Annotated in this window: 23 protein-coding genes; 10 read left to right on the forward strand and 13 right to left on the reverse strand. The window is 58.9% G+C overall.

Annotation, left to right across the window (positions count from 1 at the left end; translation table 11 throughout):
• Positions 1–113 precede the first annotated feature (113 nt).
• The gene (gene parE / locus AB5Y94_RS17900) at positions 114–2,012 is read left to right on the forward strand and encodes a DNA topoisomerase IV subunit B (RefSeq protein ID WP_017778363.1); all 1,899 of its coding nucleotides are present in this window, start codon (positions 114–116) and stop codon (positions 2,010–2,012) included.
• A gap of 109 nt (positions 2,013–2,121) precedes the next feature.
• The gene (gene parC / locus AB5Y94_RS17905; RefSeq protein ID WP_368206256.1) at positions 2,122–4,416 is read left to right on the forward strand and encodes a DNA topoisomerase IV subunit A; all 2,295 of its coding nucleotides are present in this window, start codon (positions 2,122–2,124) and stop codon (positions 4,414–4,416) included.
• 45 nt (positions 4,417–4,461) lie between these two features.
• Here the strand turns inward: parC and AB5Y94_RS17910 are convergent, their stop codons facing one another.
• On the reverse strand, positions 4,462–7,200 hold the full coding sequence (locus AB5Y94_RS17910) for an SIR2 family protein (protein WP_368206257.1): 2,739 nt from the start codon (positions 7,198–7,200) through the stop codon (positions 4,462–4,464).
• 314 nt (positions 7,201–7,514) lie between these two features.
• Between AB5Y94_RS17910 and AB5Y94_RS17915 the strand changes: the two genes are divergently transcribed.
• Positions 7,515–7,727, forward strand: a complete 213-nt coding sequence (locus tag AB5Y94_RS17915) for a hypothetical protein (protein WP_201975642.1) — start codon at positions 7,515–7,517, stop codon at positions 7,725–7,727.
• A gap of 128 nt (positions 7,728–7,855) precedes the next feature.
• Here AB5Y94_RS17915 and AB5Y94_RS17920 read toward each other — a convergent pair whose 3' ends face one another.
• The 6 genes from AB5Y94_RS17920 to AB5Y94_RS17945 all read right to left on the reverse strand — a co-directional run bounded on the left by AB5Y94_RS17920 (position 7,856) and on the right by AB5Y94_RS17945 (position 11,323).
• Positions 7,856–8,230, reverse strand: a complete 375-nt coding sequence (locus AB5Y94_RS17920) for a hypothetical protein (RefSeq protein ID WP_368206258.1) — start codon at positions 8,228–8,230, stop codon at positions 7,856–7,858.
• Between the two features lie 58 nt (positions 8,231–8,288).
• Positions 8,289–8,540: a hypothetical protein gene (locus AB5Y94_RS17925; protein WP_005305289.1), complete on the reverse strand. Its 252-nt coding sequence runs from the start codon at positions 8,538–8,540 to the stop codon at positions 8,289–8,291.
• Between the two features lie 238 nt (positions 8,541–8,778).
• A complete protein-coding gene (locus tag AB5Y94_RS17930; RefSeq protein WP_123246644.1) occupies positions 8,779–9,681 on the reverse strand; it encodes a hypothetical protein in 903 nt (300 codons plus the stop codon).
• An 11-nt stretch (positions 9,682–9,692) separates the two neighbouring features.
• Entirely contained in the window at positions 9,693–10,460 is a 768-nt protein-coding gene (locus AB5Y94_RS17935) for a hypothetical protein (protein WP_026458895.1), read from the reverse strand.
• Positions 10,461–10,472: 12 nt separating this feature from the next.
• Positions 10,473–11,015 carry a hypothetical protein gene (locus tag AB5Y94_RS17940; RefSeq protein WP_025201125.1) on the reverse strand — a complete coding sequence of 181 codons (543 nt, stop codon included), beginning with the start codon at positions 11,013–11,015 and terminating at the stop codon, positions 10,473–10,475.
• 23 nt (positions 11,016–11,038) lie between these two features.
• Entirely contained in the window at positions 11,039–11,323 is a 285-nt protein-coding gene (locus tag AB5Y94_RS17945; protein ID WP_005305278.1) for a DnaJ domain-containing protein, read from the reverse strand.
• 288 nt (positions 11,324–11,611) lie between these two features.
• Between AB5Y94_RS17945 and AB5Y94_RS17950 the strand changes: the two genes are divergently transcribed.
• Entirely contained in the window at positions 11,612–12,040 is a 429-nt protein-coding gene (locus tag AB5Y94_RS17950; protein WP_025201126.1) for a hypothetical protein, read from the forward strand.
• A gap of 75 nt (positions 12,041–12,115) precedes the next feature.
• Here AB5Y94_RS17950 and AB5Y94_RS17955 read toward each other — a convergent pair whose 3' ends face one another.
• Genes AB5Y94_RS17955 through AB5Y94_RS17970 form a run of 4 tightly spaced genes read right to left on the reverse strand, consistent with a single transcriptional unit; the run spans position 12,116 to position 15,887 of the window.
• The gene (locus AB5Y94_RS17955) at positions 12,116–12,640 is read right to left on the reverse strand and encodes a protein disulfide oxidoreductase (RefSeq protein ID WP_206220819.1); all 525 of its coding nucleotides are present in this window, start codon (positions 12,638–12,640) and stop codon (positions 12,116–12,118) included.
• A gap of 3 nt (positions 12,641–12,643) precedes the next feature.
• Positions 12,644–13,399 carry a DsbA family protein gene (locus AB5Y94_RS17960; RefSeq protein ID WP_368206259.1) on the reverse strand — a complete coding sequence of 252 codons (756 nt, stop codon included), beginning with the start codon at positions 13,397–13,399 and terminating at the stop codon, positions 12,644–12,646.
• A 10-nt stretch (positions 13,400–13,409) separates the two neighbouring features.
• Complete coding sequence (locus AB5Y94_RS17965; protein ID WP_368206260.1) at positions 13,410–15,452, reverse strand: protein-disulfide reductase DsbD family protein; 2,043 nt, start codon at positions 15,450–15,452, stop codon at positions 13,410–13,412.
• A 54-nt stretch (positions 15,453–15,506) separates the two neighbouring features.
• Positions 15,507–15,887: a hypothetical protein gene (locus AB5Y94_RS17970; protein WP_025201130.1), complete on the reverse strand. Its 381-nt coding sequence runs from the start codon at positions 15,885–15,887 to the stop codon at positions 15,507–15,509.
• Between the two features lie 177 nt (positions 15,888–16,064).
• Here AB5Y94_RS17970 and AB5Y94_RS17975 point away from each other — a divergent pair, with 177 nt between their 5' ends.
• The 4 genes from AB5Y94_RS17975 to pspG all read left to right on the forward strand — a co-directional run bounded on the left by AB5Y94_RS17975 (position 16,065) and on the right by pspG (position 18,132).
• A complete protein-coding gene (locus tag AB5Y94_RS17975; RefSeq protein WP_005305253.1) occupies positions 16,065–16,793 on the forward strand; it encodes a 1-acylglycerol-3-phosphate O-acyltransferase in 729 nt (242 codons plus the stop codon).
• 206 nt (positions 16,794–16,999) lie between these two features.
• Positions 17,000–17,662 (forward strand): phage shock protein PspA, encoded by a 663-nt coding sequence (gene pspA, locus AB5Y94_RS17980; RefSeq protein ID WP_017782532.1) that lies wholly within the window; start codon positions 17,000–17,002, stop codon positions 17,660–17,662.
• A gap of 2 nt (positions 17,663–17,664) precedes the next feature.
• The gene (locus tag AB5Y94_RS17985; RefSeq protein ID WP_005305247.1) at positions 17,665–17,871 is read left to right on the forward strand and encodes a PspC domain-containing protein; all 207 of its coding nucleotides are present in this window, start codon (positions 17,665–17,667) and stop codon (positions 17,869–17,871) included.
• A gap of 42 nt (positions 17,872–17,913) precedes the next feature.
• On the forward strand, positions 17,914–18,132 hold the full coding sequence (pspG, locus tag AB5Y94_RS17990; RefSeq protein WP_010636066.1) for an envelope stress response protein PspG: 219 nt from the start codon (positions 17,914–17,916) through the stop codon (positions 18,130–18,132).
• Positions 18,133–18,227: 95 nt separating this feature from the next.
• Here pspG and AB5Y94_RS17995 read toward each other — a convergent pair whose 3' ends face one another.
• A complete protein-coding gene (locus tag AB5Y94_RS17995; protein WP_017778345.1) occupies positions 18,228–18,629 on the reverse strand; it encodes a GIY-YIG nuclease family protein in 402 nt (133 codons plus the stop codon).
• Between the two features lie 44 nt (positions 18,630–18,673).
• On the opposite strand from AB5Y94_RS17995, the gene AB5Y94_RS18000 reads away from it, so the two are divergent.
• On the forward strand, positions 18,674–19,408 hold the full coding sequence (locus AB5Y94_RS18000) for an ABC transporter substrate-binding protein (RefSeq protein ID WP_005305238.1): 735 nt from the start codon (positions 18,674–18,676) through the stop codon (positions 19,406–19,408).
• On the opposite strand, the gene rarD is transcribed toward AB5Y94_RS18000, so the two are convergent.
• Positions 19,390–20,298, reverse strand: coding sequence for an EamA family transporter RarD (rarD, locus tag AB5Y94_RS18005; RefSeq protein WP_099359888.1), 909 nt, complete (start codon positions 20,296–20,298; stop codon positions 19,390–19,392). The two genes, AB5Y94_RS18000 and rarD, sit on opposite strands and share 19 nt — an antisense overlap.
• A gap of 102 nt (positions 20,299–20,400) precedes the next feature.
• Here rarD and AB5Y94_RS18010 point away from each other — a divergent pair, with 102 nt between their 5' ends.
• Positions 20,401–20,982: a uracil-DNA glycosylase family protein gene (locus tag AB5Y94_RS18010; protein WP_368206261.1), complete on the forward strand. Its 582-nt coding sequence runs from the start codon at positions 20,401–20,403 to the stop codon at positions 20,980–20,982.
• Positions 20,983–20,987 lie beyond the last annotated feature (5 nt).

Raw genomic sequence — 20,987 nt, forward strand, 5'->3', positions numbered from 1 at the left:
CGGGCCGGCGGGGCGACTTACCCCGTCCGGATCAAGCTTTGCCGCCGCCGGGTTTGTCCAATACCCTCCCAACGAGTAAGATTCTCCCCAAACGTCAATTCGCAAGGCCCTCCATGTCTACTCAATACAATGCGGATGCCATTGAGGTCCTCAATGGCCTTGAACCGGTGCGTCGCCGCCCCGGCATGTATACCGACACCACCCGGCCCAATCACCTCGGCCAGGAGGTCATCGACAACAGCGTCGACGAGGCGCTGGCGGGTCACGCCCGTACCCTGGAGGTGACCCTGTATGAAGATCAGTCCCTCGAGGTGATCGACGACGGCCGCGGCATGCCGGTCGACATCCACCCGGAGGAAGGGGTGTGCGGGGTGGAGCTGATCCTCTGCAAGCTGCACGCGGGCGGCAAGTTCTCCAACAAGAACTACCAGTTCTCCGGCGGTCTGCACGGGGTGGGCATCTCGGTGGTGAACGCCCTCTCCGAGCGGGTCGAGGTGACAGTGCGCCGCGATGGTCAGGTCTACGACATCGCCTTCGAGAAGGGCGAGAAGGTGCAGGAGCTGACCATCACCGGCACCTGCGGGCGCCGCAACACCGGTACCCGGGTGCGCTTCTGGCCGGAAGCCCACTACTTCGATTCGCCCCGTTTCTCGGTCTCCAAGCTGGAGCACCTGCTGAAAGCCAAGGCGGTGCTCTGTCCGGGCCTCACCATCAAGTTCCTCGACAAGAACACCGGCATCAAGCTGGAGTGGTGCTATGAAGACGGCCTCAAGGATTACCTGGTCGACGCGGTCAAGCAGTTCACCTGCCTGCCGGAGCAGCCTTTCGTCGGTGCCTTCAGCACCGAGCAGTCGGCGGTGGACTGGGCCCTCTGCTGGCTGCCGGAAGGGGGCGAATGCCTCGCCGAATCCTATGTGAACCTGATCCCCACCGCCCAGGGCGGTACCCACGTCAACGGTCTGCGCCAGGGGCTGCTCGACGCCATGCGCGAGTTCTGCGAGTTCCGCAATCTGCTGCCGCGCGGGGTCAAGCTCACTCCGGAAGATATCTGGGATCGCTGCGCCTACATCCTCTCCATCAAGATGCAGGATCCGCAGTTTGCCGGCCAGACCAAGGAGCGGCTGTCGTCCCGACAGAGCTCGGCGTTTGTCTCCGGCGTGGTGAAGGATGCCTTCAGTCTTTACTTGAACAGCAACACCGAGCTCGCCGAACAGCTGGCCGAGCTCTGCATCTCCAGCGCCCAGCGCCGGATGCGCGCCGCCAAGACGGTAGTGCGCAAGAAGATAACTCAAGGCCCGGCATTGCCCGGCAAGCTCACCGACTGCGGCTGCGCCGACCCCATGCAGGGGGAGCTGTTCCTGGTGGAGGGTGACTCCGCGGGCGGCAGTGCCAAGCAGGCACGGGATCGCGAGTTCCAGGCCATCATGCCGCTGCGCGGCAAGATCCTGAACACCTGGGAGGTGGAGGCCGGTCAGGTGCTTGCCTCGCAAGAGGTGCACGATATCTCGGTAGCCATCGGGCTCGACCCGGACTCCGACGATCTCTCTGGCCTGCGTTACGGCAAGGTGTGCATCCTGGCGGATGCGGACTCGGACGGTCTGCACATCGCCACCCTGCTCTGCGCCCTGTTCGTGAAACACTTCCGCGCCCTGGTGGAGAAGGGGCACGTCTATGTGGCCATGCCGCCCCTCTACCGGATCGATATCGGCAAGGAGGTCTACTACGCCCTCGACGAGGACGAGAAGAACGGCGTGCTGCAGCGGGTCGAAGCCGAGAAGAAGAAGGGCAAGGTGATGGTGACCCGATTCAAGGGCCTGGGTGAGATGAACCCGAAACAGCTGCGGGAAACCACCATGGATCCCAACACCCGCCGCCTGGTGCAGCTCACCATGGGCGAGGAAGGGGACGAGGGGGATGAGACCCTGCAGCTGATGGACATGCTGCTGGCCAAGAAGCGCGCGAGCGATCGCCGCGAGTGGCTGGAGGAGAAGGGCAACCTCGCCATCATCTAGGTCAGCCCGCTCTCGTCATCATCCAAGCCATCGGCTGGCCCGGACAGGGCCAGCAAGCATTTAGCCGGAGTCGCCCTGTGGCGGCTCCCGAACCGAAAGAGATAATCACATGAGTGATGCTATCGAGCTCAGTCTGGACGGGGTAGAGCGCCAGCCAATGCGCACCTTTACCGAACAGGCTTACCTGAACTACTCCATGTACGTCATCATGGATCGGGCCCTGCCGCATATCGGTGACGGCCTCAAGCCCGTGCAGCGGCGCATCATCTACGCCATGAGCGAGCTGGGCCTGTCGGCCCTCTCCAAGCACAAGAAATCCGCCCGTACCGTGGGTGATGTGCTGGGTAAGTACCACCCCCACGGCGACAGCGCCTGTTACGAAGCCATGGTGCTGATGGCCCAGCCCTTCTCCTACCGCTACCCGCTGGTGGACGGTCAGGGCAACTGGGGTGCGCCGGACGATCCCAAATCCTTCGCCGCCATGCGTTACACCGAGGCGCGGTTGTCACGCTTCTCCGAGCTGCTGCTCTCCGAGCTCGGCCAGGGCACGGTAGAGTGGACACCCAACTTCGACGGCACCATGAAAGAGCCGGTGGTGCTGCCCGCCCGCCTGCCGCACATCCTGCTCAACGGGGTGACCGGCATCGCGGTAGGCATGGCGACCGATATCCCGCCCCACAACGCGCGGGAAGTGGCCCACGCCTGTGTGGAACTGTTGGACAACCCGAATGCCGGCCTGGATGCTCTGATGGCCCATGTGCAGGGGCCGGATTACCCGACCAACGCCGAGATCATCACGCCCCGCGACGACATCCGCAAAATCTACGAGACCGGCAAGGGCTCCATCAAGCAGCGGGCGGTGTGGAGCGAGGAAGATGGTGACATCGTCATCACCGCGCTGCCCCATCAGGCCTCCGGCGCCAAGATCATGGAGCAGATTGCCGCCCAGATGGTGGCCAAAAAGCTGCCCATGGTCACCGATCTGCGCGATGAGTCGGACCACGAAAACCCGACCCGCCTGGTGATCGTGCCGCGCTCCAACCGGGTGGACGTGGAGGGGCTGATGGCCCACCTGTTCGCCACCACGGATCTGGAGAAGAACTACCGGGTCAACCTCAACATCCTGGGTCTGGACAACCGGCCCCAGGTGAAAGATCTCAAGACCATCCTCACCGAGTGGCTGAGCTTTCGCCGCGAGACGGTGCGCCGCCGCCTGCAATATCGCCTCGACAAGGTGCTGGCCCGCCTACACATCCTCGAAGGTTTGCTCATTGCCTACCTCAACATCGACGAGGTGATCGAGATCATCCGCACCGAGGAGGAGCCGGGCCGGGTGATGATGGAGCGTTTCAACATCAGCGAGACCCAGGCCGAGGCGATACTCGAGCTCAAATTGCGCCACCTGGCCAAGCTCGAAGAGTTCAAGCTGCGCGCCGAGCAGAACGAACTGGCGGAAGAGCGCGACAAGCTGGAACTGATCCTGGGTTCCGAGCGCCGTCTCAGCACATTGCTGAAGAAAGAGATCCTGGCGGACGCCGAGAAGTACGGCGACGATCGCCGCACCCCGCTGGTGGAGCGTGCCACCGCCGTGGCCCTGACCGAGAAGGAGCTCACCCCGAGTGAGCCGGTCACCGTGATCCTCTCTGACAAGGGGTGGGTGCGCGCCGCCAAGGGCCACGACGTGGATGTGGAGGGTCTCTCCTACAAGGCGGGGGACAACTATCTCGCCCACGCCCATGGCCGCAGCAACCAGCAGGCGGTGTTCCTCTCCACCCTGGGGAGAACCTACTCGCTGGAGGCCCATACCCTGCCCTCCGCCCGCAGTCAGGGCGAGCCGCTCACCGGTCGCTTTGCGCTGGGGGCTGGCGAAGAGGTACGCCATCTGGTGATGGGTAACGAGGGCGAGCCGTATCTGATCTGTTCCGACGCCGGTTACGGATTCGTCTGCAAATATGACGACCTGATCGGTAAGAACAAGAACGGCAAGGCGCTGCTGACCGTGCCGGAAGGGGGCCTGGTGATGGCACCCCAGAAGATAGGCGCACCGGAGACCGATCTCTGCATGGCCATCTCCAACGAGGGGCGCATGCTGCTGTTCCCGCTGAGCACATTGCCGGTGCTCGGCAAGGGCAAGGGCAACAAGCTCATCAGCATCCCCTCGGCTCGCGTGAAGGCGCGGGAGGAGTTTGTGGTGATGGCTGCCGTCATTCCGCAGGGCCAGTCCGTCACCCTGTTTGCCGGCAAGCGCAAGCTCACTCTTAAGCCATCTGACCTTGACTACTACCGCGGCGAGCGCGGCCGCCGCGGCGCCAAGCTGCCCCGCGGTCTGCAGCGGGTCGATCGCATCGAGATTGAAACTGTCGCCGGTGCCGAGCCGATAGCCGGGGAAAATCAGGAAGGGTAATTAACAGAAGGGAGCGATTAGTCGCTCCCTTTTTACTGAATTAATTTACTCTGTGGTTGTTTTTTTTCTGGATAGAAAGGGATCACTTTCAATTTGATCGCTAAGTTTATTTACCATCTCAACGATATCTCTGTATTTATTTAAGTGTTCCATTTCAATGCTTGATAATTGCTTTTTAATAAAAGAGTAATGAGTGCTAAAACTCCCTTTGTTAATATTAATTTGAGCGAGGTTTTTTAACTGCTCCATAATATAATCAAGTTCATCGTAGTCATGAACTTTTGCAAGAATAAGATTAAGCCCATATATTATTGTTTTTTCATCAATGGTCATGCCTTTAAGCTCAATATAAGTGGTCTTCAACAGGTTAGCTACATTTTCATGAAGTTGACCTGATGATAGAGTGTAAATAGAAAAAACAAATCTTTCAATAATTGCTAGTCGAGAAAAAATGTCATACGTCATAATGTTATTAATAAATGCGTATAACTTTTTATTCTTGCTAATTATTTCATTGACTTGATTCTTTTCATTCAAAATATAAAGGAGGTTGGAGAATAGTAAGCCATCTTCTCTTAGCGGATGCCAGTCTAAATTGGAAAGCTTATCAATTTGCTTGTTAAGGATTGCTTCCAGAGTTTCAGGTGTGAAGTTAAATTCATATTTATTAATTTGAAAGACAAGAAACTTATTTGTTGACTCCGTTAGCTCTGTCCACCTTGTGGTCTCAAATATTTCAGATAATATAGATGTTATTTGGGACATCATGTCATTATTATGAGAAATAAAGGATAGCAGAGCAAGAGTATTGTTCCACACCCTGATGGAGTAATCAATTATCGAGCTATTATCACTTATTTTTATTGCATGTATACAATTCTTTAGTATTGTCAGTAGATAGTCAGTAGTATCATTATCTGCATCTAATGATTGTTTATCCTTCAATAAGGATGATAAGAAGTCTGATAGTTCATTTCTTTGGAATGAAATAATAGCTGCATAGGATAAAAACTTATCGACAAATGTTCTCTTATCTAGAACCATCCGTTTGGATATGAATTCAAAAGTGGTTCTTGCTATGTATTTAAAGTCTGATGAGTACAGAATTGATAATTTGTTTTTGATGACAAAGAGTACGGTGCAATACGAGTAGTTATATAGAGAAATGTATTTATTGCTGAAAACCATACTGCCATTATTAATCTGGTGTATTTCATCGTCTAACTCTCTACTCTTATGAGAGATTGTTTTAAATCTTTCCAATATAAAGGAGTTATTTGCGTCCAAGCCATTAAGTAGTGCTTTTTGTTGATATAAAGCCTGCTTAGGGAAACGATCTATCATCTCTGATATATTATCGTTTTTAGATAGTTGCTCTCCCATAGATATATCATAGAATGACATTGCGCTCTCAAGTGGAATTTCACCAAAGCATAAATGTTTTTTATTATATGAGGCAAGCAATGATTTAACAAAAAATGACTTTGAAAAAAACAAATTAGCAAGGTGAGAGAATGTATCTCTTGATAACTCTAATTTTTTGAGAAAATAGTAATCAAAGGCTAAATCATAAGTTTCATCCAAACTAAGCTTGAAGTTAATAGATGAGCTTCGCTGACTTATCTTCATGAAGTCGAAGGTTGTATACTCATCAATAAAGTTAATTTCATGTGGGTTTCTTATTCTATAGAATTTTCTGTTTCTTCTGTCGATATGTAACCTGACTTCAGAAACTGATACTGTTTTTAGTATCTTTATTATACTTTTTCTTATTTCTCGTATATCAGACCTAGAATAGTGAACGTCATCATCTACTTTATACTCAATCGAATCATTGCTAGCATCATAATATATTTTATTGAGCTCTGTAGAGTCCAATTTGTCTCTCAGTAGTCTTATTAAATTGGTTGGGTATATATTGTTCCAATCAGAAGTATATGAAGAAGCCTCTGATAGAATATCGCAAATAGCTACTGTAGTACTTGGGTTTGCAATTTCCTCTAATACTCTCGCGACTCCAGAGCTTTTTCTAGATAAGTCATGATAAGAAAGAGTGTTAGATGTAGTGTCATTCAATAATGGGTAAATTCCTTTTTCTTTAAGGTAATTGTCTTCAGATAAGGACAAAGAGCTTTCAGTAAGCAGAGTAAATGCTGGTGGTGCATCAGTGGTTCTATTTCTAACCCAAGTTAATATTTGGTTTAAGTTGTAATCACTAATGCTATATCCTATAAATAAAACGACATGAGTCGAAAATAAACTTTTTATAAAGTTCTCAATCAGTGGGAAATTATCAGAATATGCATGGTAATCGGATTCCTTAAATACAATATTTCTAAGGGATAAATCGCCATGCATTTTTATTAATAACTTAGAGCTTGGAGATGATGCAAGCTCATGATCATTAGCGACTTTAAAATATAGTTCGTTTTTTGTATGGATGGTTTTCTCTAGAAGGTCATCCCAATTAGTAGTTACTATATGCTGAGGCCTTAATGAAATAATCAAGTCATGTAGCTTGTTTGGTATGCTTTCCTTTGGAAAGAATTCATTTATTTTATTGTAGTATGTATTTCTTCCATACTGTAAATGATAGTGTTCCGCGATTTTCAAATAATCATCTGTTCTAGGTTTATCTAGAGCGGCCTTCATGGAATCAATTAGCTTTTTCCATGATGGTAGTTTTGAATCATAAGAAACTGCGGAGCCTACGAAAATGACAAGTTTATTATTGTCTATTGCTCTTCGAATTGTTTTTATGTTCTCTCTATTTATCGCTTCCATGATGACCTTCTGTTGGCGGATAAGTGAAATTTATAGAGAGTTTATAGATAATTGACTCACTTATGAAACGAAATCGTATGGGTCCATATCCGTACGTGAGAGGGGGTAGGCCTCATTAGCCCGTAGGTTTGATTAGCGAAGCGTAATCAGACGTTCGCGAAAACCGGCTTCCACTGTCCCGCTGCAACCCCTCTTATCTCCCTTTTCTCATCGCCACGTTGCCAATGGCGTGGACGATTACGCTGCGCTAATCGACCCTACGCCTCCCCGCTCGCTAAGCTTAAAGGGAGCAGCACAGTGCCAGGAGGCCAATCATGGAGATCGACAAAGCCATCGGACTGATCGAGGCCCACGGAGTCTTTCACGGAGATCACTACAGCTTCAACAGCGGCGAGTTCGTGCAGTGGTGCCAGGAAGATGCCCACCAGACCCTCAGCCTGGAGCAGGCCAATCACGAGTTGGCACCCTTCTGCATCCGGGTCGGTTTCGCCGAACCGGTCCGGTCGTGGCGTTACTATCTCACTTGAACTACCTCACCTGAGATGTGAAGCAGAGGGCGGGACGAGCCGCGCGATACGGTGAGTCAGTGAAAAAGGAGCCGACAAGGCTCCTTTCTTGTGATGGGCTGGACGCTGAGCGAAGGCGGGGAGTGGCCCTAGTTGTCGACGTTCCAGGCAATGGGCAGCTCAAGATCGAAGATCAGCTGATCCCCGTCGAGGGTAAAAGCCACGCTGGTCTGGTGCTGGTCATATTCGTCGATAAGCCGGCAGCTCTCGGCGAAGTTGGACTCGTAGTTGAGGCGCGCACTGCCGCCGGTGTTAGCCTCGTCGAGTTCCACCTCCAGTACCCGCAGTGGATCTTTCTGGCTGAGCTTGACCCGACTGTCACCCACATCCACCAGCCGCTCCAGCAGGGGGAAGAAGTCCTGTTTGTGGGCCTCGATGGCCTGGGCGATGGCCTGCTCCAGCTCGGTGCGGCTGGCAAGGGGGCCATTTAGCGTGTAGCGGGTCTGTATCCTCTCCTGGGTCATGCTCAGTACCTCTCAGATGTTGCCAGCGGGGGTCTTAGTCCTGGCTGCGATGGGGCGCTCAGGCGGGAATGCGGCCATTGCGCACCAGGGCCCGGCGGATGTTCTTGCACAGCTTGCCGAAGCTGTAGAGCTCGTCGAAGGTGGGCGGGATGCCGCGATCGATCTGATATTGCCAGTAGCAGAGGTCCGTATCCACTAGCTCCATCAGCTTCTTGGGGCAACCGATGCAGGTGTTGTCAGGCCCGCACTTGAAGGTATCCGGTTGGTAGAGCGGAAATTCCGCCTTCACGGCGTCGATGATCTGCTGCATCGCGGTGATCCTGTCGGGCTTTCTGCTCACGGTCTTGCTCCCCTACGGCTTGTATGGGGGAGTCATTATATCCCTGTCAAAAATGTGGCCAATGATGCTTACGGGGTAGTTTTCTGCCGAGCTCGGTGTTCACGGCCAGGGCTTGTGCTGAAAACGGGACGCTGGATAGCACAACGCCCGGCAAGCCGGGCGTTGTGGGAGGAGAGGCAAGAGCCGTCCTGCAAGGGTGCATGGCCCCTTAGAAGTCGTGATAGAGCGGCCAGCCGAGCAGGGGGTGTTTGAGCCCGGCGCGCATCTCCATGTTGTCGAGCTTCTCCGGGGAGGCGTCCTCTTTTTGCAGCTGCTGGTACTGGCGCACGAAGCCGAGGGTGTGCAGCAGGTTCGGCACAAAGCCCGGGCTCAGCTCCTGGCGCAGGGCGGCGGCCATGTCGGCGGGCAGCGCGCTCAGCATCAGGGTGAGCTGGGTCGCCAGATAGTCGGTGTCGTACCAGCCCTCGTCGAGCTCAATTTCCCGCGCCAGCTTGCGCTTGAGATCCTGCTTCACCTTGAGCGGGGCGGCGCCACTGCCCTTGCCGCAGAGGATGCGGTAGAGCAGCGCTTCGGCCAGCTTGTCCTCCATGGTGGGGTGGTCGCTCTCGCAGGCGAAGAAGTGCTGGTCGATGAGCTCCATCAGGCGGCTCTTGTTGTGCTCGGTCAGCGCCTTCTCGTACTCCTGCCACCCTTGCCACTCTTCCACGTCCGGGGGGCTCGAGATCTTGTCCAGCAGGCGGGCATCCACGTCACCGTAGAGGCTGTTGCCAGCCTGCTTGGGGCTGACGGTGATCAGCATCGACCAGCCCTTCTGGAACGGCTTGATGGGGCCTTCCGGCGCCTGCAGCAGCGCCAGCGCCTTGGCCGGATCCCGCGCCGAGAGCTCCTGCAGGCCGAGGCTCACCACACCGATGACGTCGTGGGCGGCCTGCTCCAGCAGGTGCATCTTGTACTTGTTGTAGTACTTGTCGGCGAATTTGAGGCTCATCAGCACCGCCTTGCCCTTGATGGCGGCCAGCTGTTGCTCGGTCAAACGTTCATTGTCGCGGCCAAAGCGCAGCACCTGGGTCAGAAAGGGGCCCTGGTTGGCATCGCGAATGACTAACTGCATGAATGGGCTCCTTAATCCAGAAAGCTGAACATGTCGTCGACGTCGCCGTACTCGTCTTCCTCGACCTTGTTCTTCTCTTTGGCCTGCATCACCAGCTCGGCGGCAAACTTGTTGATGATGCCATCCCAGGTGGAGTGCTCGTTGCGCAGCAGCGCCTTGATGGCTTTCTCCACCTCGGGGGCCAGCTCGCGAATGAGCATCAAGAGGCTGCGCGGGTCGTCCAGCGCGTAGTCGTGGCTGTCTTCGGCCTGCTGGCGCTCGCTGTAGCGCAGGGACTCTTCGAGATCTTCCTCTTCGGCGTGCAGCACGTCGCGATAGCCCTCGTCCTCTTCATAGCGATCGCCGCGATAGAACTCGATGAAGGGGATGGCGAGGTAGAAGAGACCGGCCGGATCCTCGGCCACGCACTCGAGGATCTCGCGCTGCTTGGCTTCGCTATCCTGGGTGCGGATCAGGTAGTTGAGGAAGTCGAAGGTGTGCTGTTGCAGCTCGTCGGCGTTGTTCTTGATCGCCTCTTCCCAGTAGAGCGGCTGCTGGCAGACGATGTCGCGGATCCGCTCCGGGGTCATCAGCTCGGAGATGATGGAGGGGAAGGAGATGTCGTGCTGGCCGTTGATCTGGGTCAGGGTAACGATATCAATGTTTTCAATCACTTCTGCCAGCTGGTCGTCAGACATGGTCTTGGCGATCAGCTCGAACTTCTCGCTGGCCTGCTTCGGCTCGATGACGGCCAGCTCTTTGATCTCGATGGCGGTAATTTCTATCAGACTGTTGCTCATGCCTTGCCCCAATTAGAAACGGACTTCGTCGTACATATCCTGCTCGCCCTGGTCGTCGCCATAGCGGTCGCTGCCGCCGTGATAATCGGCGTCGGCATCTTCCCCGTCTTCCTCTTCTTCATCGCGCAGCTCATAGTCGTCATCGCCGCGGTGGCTGCCGCGCGGCAGCGGGTTGTCGAGCAGGAACAGCACGGCGCAGGCTTCCATCAGCTGATCTTCGCTCTGGGCCCGCACCGCCTTGACCAGCGGCAGGGCGGCGTTGTTGAAGCCGACGCTCACCTTGAACTCGTCCCAGCTCGGCTGCTCGCCGCTGGTAAGCCACTTGTTCCACTGCCCCTTGGCCTTGGGGGGGAACTGCACCCGGCCATAGAGGGCGAGCGGCAGGTATTCGGGCATGAATTCCAGCATGCTCATGTCGGCCAGCAGCAGGGCCTTCATCTGGTCGGTGAACTGCTCGAGCCCCTTGGGGTCGTCCTGATCCCGGTAGGATTCGATATTCTCGCTGGCATCGCTTTGCAGGGCCTTGAGCCGTGCCTGGTCCCATTTTTTTTGCATAGTCGCTCTTCTTGCCTGGTGGCTCAGGGGTAGAACTGGTCCCACATCTCCTGCATGGCAGCAGCGGGATCGGTCACGATGACGTTGTTGAAATCCTTGATAAAGGCGGCCCGCTGTTTCGGATCGGACAGCACTTCATAAGCCTGCTTTACCTGGTGCAGCTTGAGGGCTGCCTGCTCTTTCTCTTCTTCGCTCGCCCCGTGCAGTTTGTCGGGATGGTACTGGTTCGACAGCCGACGATAGGCTTTCTTGATGTCGTTTTCACTGGCGTTGGACTTGACGCCCAACACCCGGAAGTAGTTGTTCATGACGGATCCTGCCTCACTGGCATCGTGGAATTGACCCTGCGCTGGCCTGGTGGCGGGGATCTTGGCAAACCAGGCTCGGCAAAAACCCGACATTTTAACGCAAACAGGCGGCCATCGCCATGAATAGGAAGAAAAGTAACCAGGGGGAGGCGCGGTCGGTGCACCTTGCGATCTGCCTCCCGGTAGGGAGTGGCACCGGGGCTACACTACAGGAGGCGCCGGGCGTTGCCCTGGCGATCTTCAGCAGGCCTCGGTCGGGCCGAGACCCTTACTAAGGAATGGACAGCCATGCTCAAATTTTATCTTCTGCCTATGGTACTGCTGGGCGGCCTTGCCATCGCCGCCGATGAGAGCATCGACGAGCCCTTGATGTTCATCAAGGGGGACATCACCAAGGCCCAGTTCATGGAAAGAGCCGAGCAGCGCTTTGCCCGGCAGGACACCGACAAGGATGGCACCCTGTCGGTGGCCGAGAGAGAGGCCGCCATGGCCAAGATGCACGAGGCGATGCAGCAGTCGGGCCAGGCCATGCCGGGCAAGATGGGAAACATGGGCAACATGAGGGCTATGCAGGACACGACCAAGGCGCAGTTCATGGCACGCCATGAGGCCCTCTTCACCCGGATGGACAAGAACGGGGACGGGGTACTCGACGAGGCCGAGCGGGCCAGCGCCAGGGGACGGCTCGGTCAGGGCGCCATGGCGCCCACGAAATAGGTTTGTCAGCCTTCAGATGAAAAAGAGCCCGGTCGTGATACCGGGCTCTTTGCATACATTGCTGGGCGGACGGGATTACCAGCCGGCCCACAGCAGACGGGCCTTGAGCCCGAGCCACGAGCTCCAGCCGGTGGTGCTGCTCACCAGCGTCCCATCCTTGATGATGAGGAAGGTGGGGGTGACCCCCACCTGCCAGCGTGCGGCCAGATCTCCCCGCTCATCGTTGTGGGTGGGAAAGACGAGCCCCTTCTTCGCCATCCCGGCGCGCAACTGCTCATCGCTGCCGGAGCGCAGCGCCACCGTCAGCACGTTTTCACCCTCCTGCCACAGGTTCTCCACGGTCGGTGTGGTGAAGCGGCACACCCCGCACCAGCTGGCCCAGTAGTAGACCAGCAGCGGCTTGCCGCGGCTCTGCTCGGCCAGACTGGTGATGGTGCCATCCTGCAGGGTGAAGGGAGCCTCCATGGCCCCCGCCGGCAGGCTGGGGCTGCGCCACAGATCCAGCAGGGTGGAGATGACCAGCACCATCAGCAGCAGCCAGAGGGCCTCCTTGCCCCAACGGCGCCAGCGGGGTGGTTTTACGACTGCATCCTCCGCCATGGCTTAGCTCCGCTTGGCCAGCTCGGCCTTCACCAGCTGCTCCAGCTCGTCATAGGGGAGGGCGCCCGGCACCAGCTGGTTGCCGATGAGCGTCGCCGGGGTGCCCTGCACGCCCAGGAGGGTACCGATGCGCAGGCTGTTGCGCAGCTCCTCGGTGGCCTTGGCATCGGGCTTGAGGGCCGTGTTGCCGGTGGCCGCCAGCGCCTTGTTGATGTCCGCCTCGGTCAGCATCCCCTGCTTGCTCATCAGCTTGTCGTGCAGGGCGAGGAAGCGGGCCGGATCCTGTTGCCACAGGGTGAGGCTGTACTGGGCCGCCTTGGCCGAGCTCTGTCCCTTGAACGGCAGCAGCTTGACCACCAGCCCCAGATCGTCGGGATAGGCCTCGAGCAGCTTGGTCAGGCGGGGATCGAACTGCTTGCAGTAGGGGCAGTTGTAGTCGGTGAACAGCACCAGGGTCAGCTTGGGATTCTTGGCGCCGAGCCGCGGGCTGGTGGCGCTGTTGAACAGCACATCCTGATTGCCTTTGATGAAGTTACCGAGCTGGGCCTCCTGGGCCGCGGCGTTCTGTTTCTCCCAGGATTCGGCCGCCTCGTCGAGGATGGTCGGGTTCTGGACCAGGGTCTCGCGAATGAGCTCCTTGATGCGCGCCTCCTGCTCTGGGGTGAAGGGCGCCGCCTGCAACAAGGGGGCACTCAGGGTGCCGGCAAGCAGGGCGGTGCAGAGGGTCAGGGTGCGCAGTCTCAGGGTACGCAGGGTCATGGGATTCTCCTTAAAAATGGGTGACATCGGCCTGGACTAGGCCGGCCTGGTGCAACACGTCGAGCAAGTTGGCCTTGTCCAGCAGGGGGGAGAGGATCTCTCCCTCTGGCAGGCCGGGCCCGTAGATCTGGTTGAAGGGGACGGCAGCCGCGCCGCGCTGGCGCAGGAAGGCGGAGATGGTGTCGCTCGGCCGGCTCCAGTCACCGCGCAGGGCCACCACGTCCGGGGCCGTCAGGGCGTTCTGCACCTCGTCACGTAGCAGCACGTTGTACTTGTTGGCCTTGCAGGTGACGCACCAGTCGGCGGTGACGTCGACGAAGACCCGCTTGCGCTGGGCCAGCGCATCGACGATGGCCTGCTCGGTGAGCGGCTGCCAGGCGATGCGATCGACGCTGCCCGCCCCCTGCGCCGTGAGGGCGCCACCCAGCAACAGGGCGCCGCCGATGAGGGCCGAGAGGGAGAGGGCCAGCGTGAAACCGCGCATGCCATAGCGCCAGAGGATGCCGATCAGCAGCGTCAGCAGCATGGCGGCCATCAGCCAGCCGGTAGCCGTGCTGCCCAGATGGTTGCCAAGCAGGCTCGCCAGCCAGAGGCTGGAGCCCAGCATCATCAACCCGAGCAGGATGCGCAGCCGCCCCATCCAGCGGCCCGGTTTGGGCAACCAGAGGGCGAGGCGCGGCAGGGCCGCCACCAGCAGCCAGGGCAGGCTCATGCCAAGGCCGAGCGCCGTGAAGATGAGCCAGAGCTGGCCGAGCGGTGCCGCCAGCGCAAAGGCCACCGCGGTGCCGAGGAAGGGGGCCGAGCAGGGGGTGGCCAACAGGGTGGCGAAGCTCCCCTGCAGGAAGTGGCCACCGAGCCCCTTGCCGCCGCTGGTGGCGAGGCGAGTATTGAGATTGCTGGGCAACCTTATCTCGAACAAGCCCAACAGGTTGGCGCAAAACAGCAGGGTCACCGCCACCATGAAGCCGATGAAGCCGGCGCTCTGGAACTGGATCCCCCAGCCGACGGCGCCCTGAGTCGCGCGCAGCAGGCTGCTCATGGCCGCCAGCACCCAGAAGGAGGCAATGATCCCGGCACTGGCGGCGAGGAACTGCTTGCGCACCTGTCGCTGTTCGCGCTCCTGCTGCTGCAGCACGGTACCCAGTTTCAGGGCCAGCACCGGCAGCACGCAGGGCATCAGGTTGAGGATGAGGCCGCCGAGCAGCGCCGCCCCCAGCAGCCAGATGAGTGGCTGGCCTGGGGCCGGCAGGGCGAGAGGTCCGGCGATGGTGGCGCTGGTCTGCCAGGCTTCATCGCCGCTGCCGAGCAGCAGGCCGAGGGATTGGCCACGCAAGTCAGGCGCATCCCCCTGCCAGCCGTCGCTGACCGGCACCCGGGCGATCAGGGTGTTGCCGCTCACCTCGAGCGCCGGCTTGCCGAACTCGGCCCCCTCCAGGGCATCGATGAAGAGCGCTGGCTCCTGCCAGCCCTCTGCCCGCTCGGCGCGCAGCTGCAGCTGGTTGTGCTGGTAGCCGAGCTCGACCCGGGTATCGGCGGGCAGCGTTTGCGGCAGGGTGCTCATGGCCTGGGCCCAGGCGAAGTCGAAACCGGCCGGCGCCTGCCCATCCGCCGCCAGGGTGAAGGGGTAGTCGGTCAGGATGCAGACGTTGCTGCAGGTGGAGAGGCGCAAGGTGCCCTTGAGCGGCTGCCCGGCGGGGTAGTTCAGGCTCAGGGGGAAGCGCACCTGTTGCTGATAGCCCTGGGTGCTCAGCCCGGCCACCTCGAAGGGGCGCGGCGTGGGCCAGTTCCACTGGAAGTTGCCGACCGGCTGCTCCCACAGGATCTGGGGCGCTATGCCCCCTTCACCCGGGCTGCGCCAGTAGGTTTTCCAGCCGGATTCGAGGGCCACCTCGAGCAGGATGCGGGTCTGGTCAGGGGCGCTGCGGTCGGCTTGCAGCCTGACCTTGGCGTGATCGTTCTGGGGGCTGGTGAGCCAGCCCGTATCGCTGGCCAATCCAGTGGATTGCCACAGCAGGCAGCCCAGCAGCAGGCTCGCCTTGAAGAGAGTTGACATAGATGTTGTCTCGCAAAAAATGAATGACAGCAGGCTGAAAAAGCGTGGCTGAACTCATTCCCGCCAGACACAGAGGGTGAGGTGAAGTCGTCGTTCGGGAGGCGAAACGGCCCGTGGCGGCGGCAGTGGCGGCGTGTAGCGCCAGAGCGGGGCCAGCAGCGCGATGAGCAGGGCCACCGCAAAGAACAGTTGCTCAAGGCAGAGCAGGGTGGCGGCGCTCAGCCACTTGCCGTTGAGCTGGCAGCTGTTGGGCTGCGGGCTGGCGGGCGTGCCCTTGTCGGCCTGGTCGTCGGCTGAGGCGAACTGGGGCAGGGCCTGACAGCTGATGGCGTGATCGAGCAGGGCCAGCCGTGCCAGCGGCTGGGCAGCGCAATTGAGCACCAGCAGGCAGACCAGCAGCAGGAGTCGTTTCGCCACGCGTTGTTGGTGAATCATGCTCGCCCCGTTCATCAAGATGGCCACATCCTAACGGCCAATGCCGGGTGGGGCAAGCCGCCGTCCGTTTTATGGCTCAGGGGCGAGTGGCGAAGGGTGGTCGGTTCTGTCTGGCGAACGCTTGTTCGCTAAAAGGGGGACCAGTATACTGCGCCGAGTCAAAATCCGAGGTGTTCGATGCTCAAAATTGCCCGTGTGCTGCTGCTTGGTCTGCTGCTCATTTTCTGGTTCCTGTTCGGTCTGCTGCTGTGCCTGGTGCGTCCGCGCCATCCCAACAACGTCTATGTCTTTGCCCGCATGTATCACGCTGTCTGTCCGCTCATCGGCCTCAAGGTCCGGGTGACGGTGGCCGACGAGGTGAAGTCGGTGGGGCCGGCCGTCTACGTCTGCAACCACCAGAGCAACTACGACATCTTCACCGTGACCGGCGCGGTGCAGCCCGGCGTGGTGGCGGTGGGCAAGAAGAGCCTGCTGTGGCTGCCCTTCTTCGGCCTCATCTTCTGGCTCTCCGGCAACGTGCTGATCGACCGCTCCAACCGCTCCCGTGCCATCGGCACCATAGGCCAGGTGGTGGATCGCATCAAGGCGCGTGGCACCTCCATCTGGATGTTCCCGGAGGGAACCCGTTCCAAGGGGCGCGGCCTGCTGCCATTCAAGGCGGGTGCCTTCCATACCGCGGTGCAGGCTGAGGTGCCGGTGGTACCCATCGTTTGCTCCAGCTACTTCGGCCAGATCGATCTCAACCGCTGGGACAACGGCGAGGTGCTGCTGGAAGTGATGGCCCCTGTCTGCAGCAAGGAGCACGGCGCCGCCGGCATCCGCGAACTGTCCGAAATCTGCCGCAGCCGGATGGAGGCCAAGCTGGTCGAACTGGACAGCAAACTCGGTCATACCCGCGCCGCCTGAGCCTGTCACTGATTGCATGAGGGAGCCACCGGCTCCCTTTTTTATTGGTGAAAATCGCCACAAAATCGGTATTTTTCGCCACTAAGACGGTGTTAAAAATACCTGATAAAACCTCATCTATATGTAAGTAAAGGAAAAATCATCTTGGCACGGCTCTTGTAACGTCATGGGAAGAGATAGCCATCCCATCAACAAGGAGCCAGACCATGAGCGTATTTAGCCGCCTGACCGACGTGATCAATGCCAACCTGCACAGCCTGCTCGACAAGAGCGAAGAGCCGGAGAAGATGCTGCGGCTGATGATTGAGGAGATGGAGCAGGTCCAGGTCGAGATGAGAACCCAGGCCGCCCGCGTCATCGCCGAACAGAAGCAGCTGGAGCGCCATCAGCAGGCGTTGCAACACCAGATCCTGGAGTGGTCGGCCAAGGCCGAGCTCGCCATCCAGAAGGGACGCGAGGATCTGGCCCGGGCCGCGCTGACCGAGAAGCTGGCCGAGGTCAAAAAATGCGAACAGCTGGAGCAGGACAAGGCGCGGGTCGCCGAGGTGCTGGCCCAGCTCACCGCCGACAGCGAGCGGCTGGCCGCCAAGCTGACCGAGGCGCGTGAGAAGCAGAAGCTGCTGACCCTGCGCGAGCAGACCGCCCACAGCCGGCTGCGAGCCCGTGCCCAGGTGGACAACCAGCGCATGCACGAGCTGATGGCCCGTTTTGACGGCTTTCAGGGCAGAGTCGATCAGCTGGAAGCTCAGCTGGAGGCGGCAACCCTGGGGCAGAACCCCTCGCTGGAGGCCCAGTTCCGCGAGCTGGAGCTGAACGACGAGATTGAACGGGAACTGGCCCGCCTCAAGGGTCAAAAGGTGGAGGCATAACCATGACGCCCTGGCCGAAGGATCTTGCCCATCGCAAGCTGACCGGAGTCTGCGCCGGCATCGCCAATGGGCTGGGGCTCTCCAGGGTGACGGTGCGGGTCGCGGCCCTGATGGCGCTGATCCTGATGCCGCCCCTGGCCCTGGCCATCTATCTGCTGGCGGTGCTGATCATGCCGCCCCGTCGTGAATTGAAGCGTTGGCTGGATTGACCCCGGGTCATCTGGCCGCATCAACCCAGTGAGGAGCACAACATGCTGGAATTTATCGTCTTGATGCTGGTCTTGGTCGGCATGGCGCTGGCCGGATTCACCGTGCTGGCCATGTTGCTGGTGAGCGGCGTCTTCGTGCTGTTTGGCGCGTTGGCCGGCATGTTTGCCCTCATCATCAAGCTGGCGCCCTGGTTGCTGGTGCTGCTGGTGGTGTGCTGGTTCATCAGCAGTCGGCGCAAGCAAGCCAATACCTACCGTTGACACTCCCTGTTATCGGATCCTTCCTTGGTCGCTGCATGCAGCGGCCTTTTTTGCGTTTGCTGGCTCATTAGCAGTCGGCGCAAGCAGGTTAATGCCTACCGTTGACACTCCCTGTTATCGGATCCTTCCCTGGTCGCTGCATGCAGCGGCCTTTTCTGTGGCCGGGCGGCGGCCAGCCATGATTCGCTGCAGGCGAGCCAGCGCTCCGGCTGGCTGATCAGCTGCTCCTTGAAGGCCTTGCTCTGCTGCTTGAGTCGGTATTCGAGGCGCAGCGCCGTGCCTTTCTCACCGACGGCCTGCTGCCATGCCAGGGTCAGTGGCCCCTTGCCGCGCAGGGCGCGGGCTCCCTTGCCACTCTGGTGCTGGCGCAGGCGGCGGAGCGGATCCGTGCTGATCCCGGTATAGAGCAGGCCGCCGGCGGTGCGCACCATGTAGATGAACCAGTGGCGGGTGGGCGGGCTGGCAGTTGGTTTGGCGCCGCTAGGGGGTTTTCTCATTCGATCTCTCTGTGCCACACTCAAGAGCAGCCCAAGGAGGTGCGATGCGAGCATGGTGGTGGTTGTGGTGTCTGCTGTCGATATCGGCTCATGGCGAGACGCTGCGTCTCTACGACTATCATCAGCACCCCCCTTTCATGACCGGGGAGCAGAGCGGTCTGAGCCGGGATCTGGTCAAGTATCTCAATGAAAAGCTTGGCGGAGAACCCAAGCTGGAACTTTGGCTGGTGAATCGTGCCAGACTGGCGCTGGAGATGTCGGATCCTGGCTTTGATGGTCTGGTGGCCTGGGTTAATCCCGCTTGGGTGGGGGATCCCCAGCGCGAGCGCTACCTCTGGACCTTTCCCATCATGCGCGATACCAACGAGCTTATCTCGAGTGCCGACAGACCGGTCACCTATCGCGGGCCCGATTCGCTCAAAGGGATGACCTTCGGCGGCATCGAGGGGTACCACTATCAGGGGATCGACGAGGCGTCGGCCAGAGGCGATCTGGTGCGGGTGGATGCCAAGAAGGTCAAGACCAACTTCAGCCTGCTGGTGCGCGGCCGCATCGACGTGACCCTGGTGCCGGGCTCGGCGCTCACCTTCTTTACTCACGACCCCGCCTTTGAGGGCAAGCTGTTCGTCTCGCCCTTCGCCCAGTCCAGCTATACCCGCCACATACTGTTGCCCAAATCCCGCAGCGATCTGCATGACAGGCTGAACGACATCGCCGAGCAGATGGACCGGGATCCCAAGTGGCACGCCATCCTGGAGTCCTACCGCGGCAGACCCTGAGCGTCGGCGTTGCGGCGCAGATGGCGCCCGAGCCTGTGTAGCGGCAGCAGGCTCACCAGCAGGCCGGCCCAGACGAAGGCAAACCCCACCGATTTCACCGGATCCGGCGTCTCGCCAAACCAGAAGATGGCGAGCAGGAAGGCGAGGCTGGGCTCGATATATTGCAGCAGACCCACCGTGCTCATGCGGGTGCGCATCATGCCATAGCAGAACAGCCCCACCGGCAGCAGGGTGGCGGGGGCACTGCCCATCAGCAGCAGTCGCTCGGTCCAGTCACCGGCCATAAATTGGCTGGCGCCGCTCACCGCCAGAGCGCCGATGATCAGCAGGGCGACGGGCAGCTGCACCAGCGCCTCGAGGTAGAGGCTGACGCCGGCGTCATAGTGCACCTTCTTCTTGAGCAGGCCATAGAGGGCGAAGTTGGCCCCCATGACCAGGGAGAACCAGGGCAGCTGGCCGTAAGAAAAGAGCATGTAGGCCAACCCCGCCAGGGCTAGCGCCACCGCCAGGTGTTTTTGCGGGGTGAGCTTCTCTTTGAGGAACAACACGGCGAAGACGATGTTGAACAGTGGCGTCATGAAGAAGGCGAGGCTGGTGGCCAGCACCTGACCGGTGGTGAGGCACCAGGTGAACATGCACCAGCTGATGGACATGACGGGGCCGGCCAGCAGGATGAGGCCGAGCTGGCGCGGTTCGCTGCGCAGCCGCGCCCAGGGCACCCGGTAGCCGACGAGGAGGAACAGGATCCCCAGCAGCACCGCCGACCAGAGTACCCGGTGGGAGAGCAGCTCCCACATGTTGACCGCGGGCATGAACTGGTAATAGAGGGGCAGCATGCCCCACAGCACGAATGAGAGGGCCGCGCTGCCGGTGCCCATCCAGTTCTTCATCTCGCTCCGTTTATTAAATTAAACAAATGTGGCTGCATGATAAGTATCTGCTGAATCTTTCACAAGCAGGATCCGGCGGAAAACTCTGCTACTATCGGGCCCATGAACCGACTCGACAGTTTGTTTGCACAGATCCATGCCTGCCGCCTGTGCGAGGCACACTTGCCGCTCGGGCCCAGACCGGTGATCCGTGGCAGCGAGCACGCTCGCCTGCTGATCATCGGCCAGGCGCCCGGCACCCGGGTGCATGCCAGCGGCATCCCCTGGGACGACCCCTCCGGCGATCGCTTGCGCCAATGGCTCGGAGTGGACAAGGCCACCTTCTACGATGAATCCCGCATCGCCATCATGCCGATGGGGCTCTGTTACCCCGGCAAGGGCAAGTCGGGGGATCTGCCGCCGCGCCCCGAATGTGCCCCCATCTGGCACGACAAGGTATTGATGCTGCTGCCCAACATCGAGCTGACCCTGCTCATCGGCCAGTATGCGCAAGCCTACTACCTGCGGGATGCGGCGAAAGGGTCGCTGACCGAGACGGTACGCAGCTGGGCGGACTATGGCCCAGCCTGGTTGCCGCTGCCGCACCCGTCACCGCGCAACACCTTCTGGCTCAAGAAGAACCCCTGGTTCGAGCAGGATGTGATCCCCCATCTGCAACAAAGGGTCGCCCCACTGCTGGGGTGACCCTC

The sequence above is a fragment of the Aeromonas sp. s5 genome, assembly GCF_040907865.1.
Classification (GTDB): Bacteria; Pseudomonadota; Gammaproteobacteria; order Enterobacterales; family Aeromonadaceae; genus Aeromonas; species Aeromonas dhakensis.

What these genes read in the sequence shown, in the direction of transcription:
- rarD (WP_099359888.1), bottom strand. Translation starts at nt 20,298, where the DNA reads ATGAAGAACTGGATGGGCACCGGCAGCGCGGCCCTCTCATTCGTGCTG.
- AB5Y94_RS17945 (WP_005305278.1), bottom strand. Translation starts at nt 11,323, where the DNA reads ATGAACAACTACTTCCGGGTGTTGGGCGTCAAGTCCAACGCCAGTGAA.
- AB5Y94_RS17995 (WP_017778345.1), bottom strand. Translation starts at nt 18,629, where the DNA reads ATGAGAAAACCCCCTAGCGGCGCCAAACCAACTGCCAGCCCGCCCACC.
- AB5Y94_RS17925 (WP_005305289.1), bottom strand. Translation starts at nt 8,540, where the DNA reads ATGCAGCAGATCATCGACGCCGTGAAGGCGGAATTTCCGCTCTACCAA.
- AB5Y94_RS17915 (WP_201975642.1), top strand. Translation starts at nt 7,515, where the DNA reads ATGGAGATCGACAAAGCCATCGGACTGATCGAGGCCCACGGAGTCTTT.
- AB5Y94_RS17920 (WP_368206258.1), bottom strand. Translation starts at nt 8,230, where the DNA reads ATGACCCAGGAGAGGATACAGACCCGCTACACGCTAAATGGCCCCCTT.
- AB5Y94_RS18010 (WP_368206261.1), top strand. Translation starts at nt 20,401, where the DNA reads ATGAACCGACTCGACAGTTTGTTTGCACAGATCCATGCCTGCCGCCTG.
- AB5Y94_RS17970 (WP_025201130.1), bottom strand. Translation starts at nt 15,887, where the DNA reads ATGATTCACCAACAACGCGTGGCGAAACGACTCCTGCTGCTGGTCTGC.
- pspA (WP_017782532.1), top strand. Translation starts at nt 17,000, where the DNA reads ATGAGCGTATTTAGCCGCCTGACCGACGTGATCAATGCCAACCTGCAC.
- AB5Y94_RS17965 (WP_368206260.1), bottom strand. Translation starts at nt 15,452, where the DNA reads ATGTCAACTCTCTTCAAGGCGAGCCTGCTGCTGGGCTGCCTGCTGTGG.
- parE (WP_017778363.1), top strand. Translation starts at nt 114, where the DNA reads ATGTCTACTCAATACAATGCGGATGCCATTGAGGTCCTCAATGGCCTT.
- AB5Y94_RS17975 (WP_005305253.1), top strand. Translation starts at nt 16,065, where the DNA reads ATGCTCAAAATTGCCCGTGTGCTGCTGCTTGGTCTGCTGCTCATTTTC.
- AB5Y94_RS17940 (WP_025201125.1), bottom strand. Translation starts at nt 11,015, where the DNA reads ATGCAAAAAAAATGGGACCAGGCACGGCTCAAGGCCCTGCAAAGCGAT.
- parC (WP_368206256.1), top strand. Translation starts at nt 2,122, where the DNA reads ATGAGTGATGCTATCGAGCTCAGTCTGGACGGGGTAGAGCGCCAGCCA.
- AB5Y94_RS17950 (WP_025201126.1), top strand. Translation starts at nt 11,612, where the DNA reads ATGCTCAAATTTTATCTTCTGCCTATGGTACTGCTGGGCGGCCTTGCC.
- pspG (WP_010636066.1), top strand. Translation starts at nt 17,914, where the DNA reads ATGCTGGAATTTATCGTCTTGATGCTGGTCTTGGTCGGCATGGCGCTG.
- AB5Y94_RS17910 (WP_368206257.1), bottom strand. Translation starts at nt 7,200, where the DNA reads ATGGAAGCGATAAATAGAGAGAACATAAAAACAATTCGAAGAGCAATA.
- AB5Y94_RS17930 (WP_123246644.1), bottom strand. Translation starts at nt 9,681, where the DNA reads ATGCAGTTAGTCATTCGCGATGCCAACCAGGGCCCCTTTCTGACCCAG.
- AB5Y94_RS17935 (WP_026458895.1), bottom strand. Translation starts at nt 10,460, where the DNA reads ATGAGCAACAGTCTGATAGAAATTACCGCCATCGAGATCAAAGAGCTG.
- AB5Y94_RS17955 (WP_206220819.1), bottom strand. Translation starts at nt 12,640, where the DNA reads ATGGCGGAGGATGCAGTCGTAAAACCACCCCGCTGGCGCCGTTGGGGC.
- AB5Y94_RS17985 (WP_005305247.1), top strand. Translation starts at nt 17,665, where the DNA reads ATGACGCCCTGGCCGAAGGATCTTGCCCATCGCAAGCTGACCGGAGTC.
- AB5Y94_RS17960 (WP_368206259.1), bottom strand. Translation starts at nt 13,399, where the DNA reads ATGACCCTGCGTACCCTGAGACTGCGCACCCTGACCCTCTGCACCGCC.
- AB5Y94_RS18000 (WP_005305238.1), top strand. Translation starts at nt 18,674, where the DNA reads ATGCGAGCATGGTGGTGGTTGTGGTGTCTGCTGTCGATATCGGCTCAT.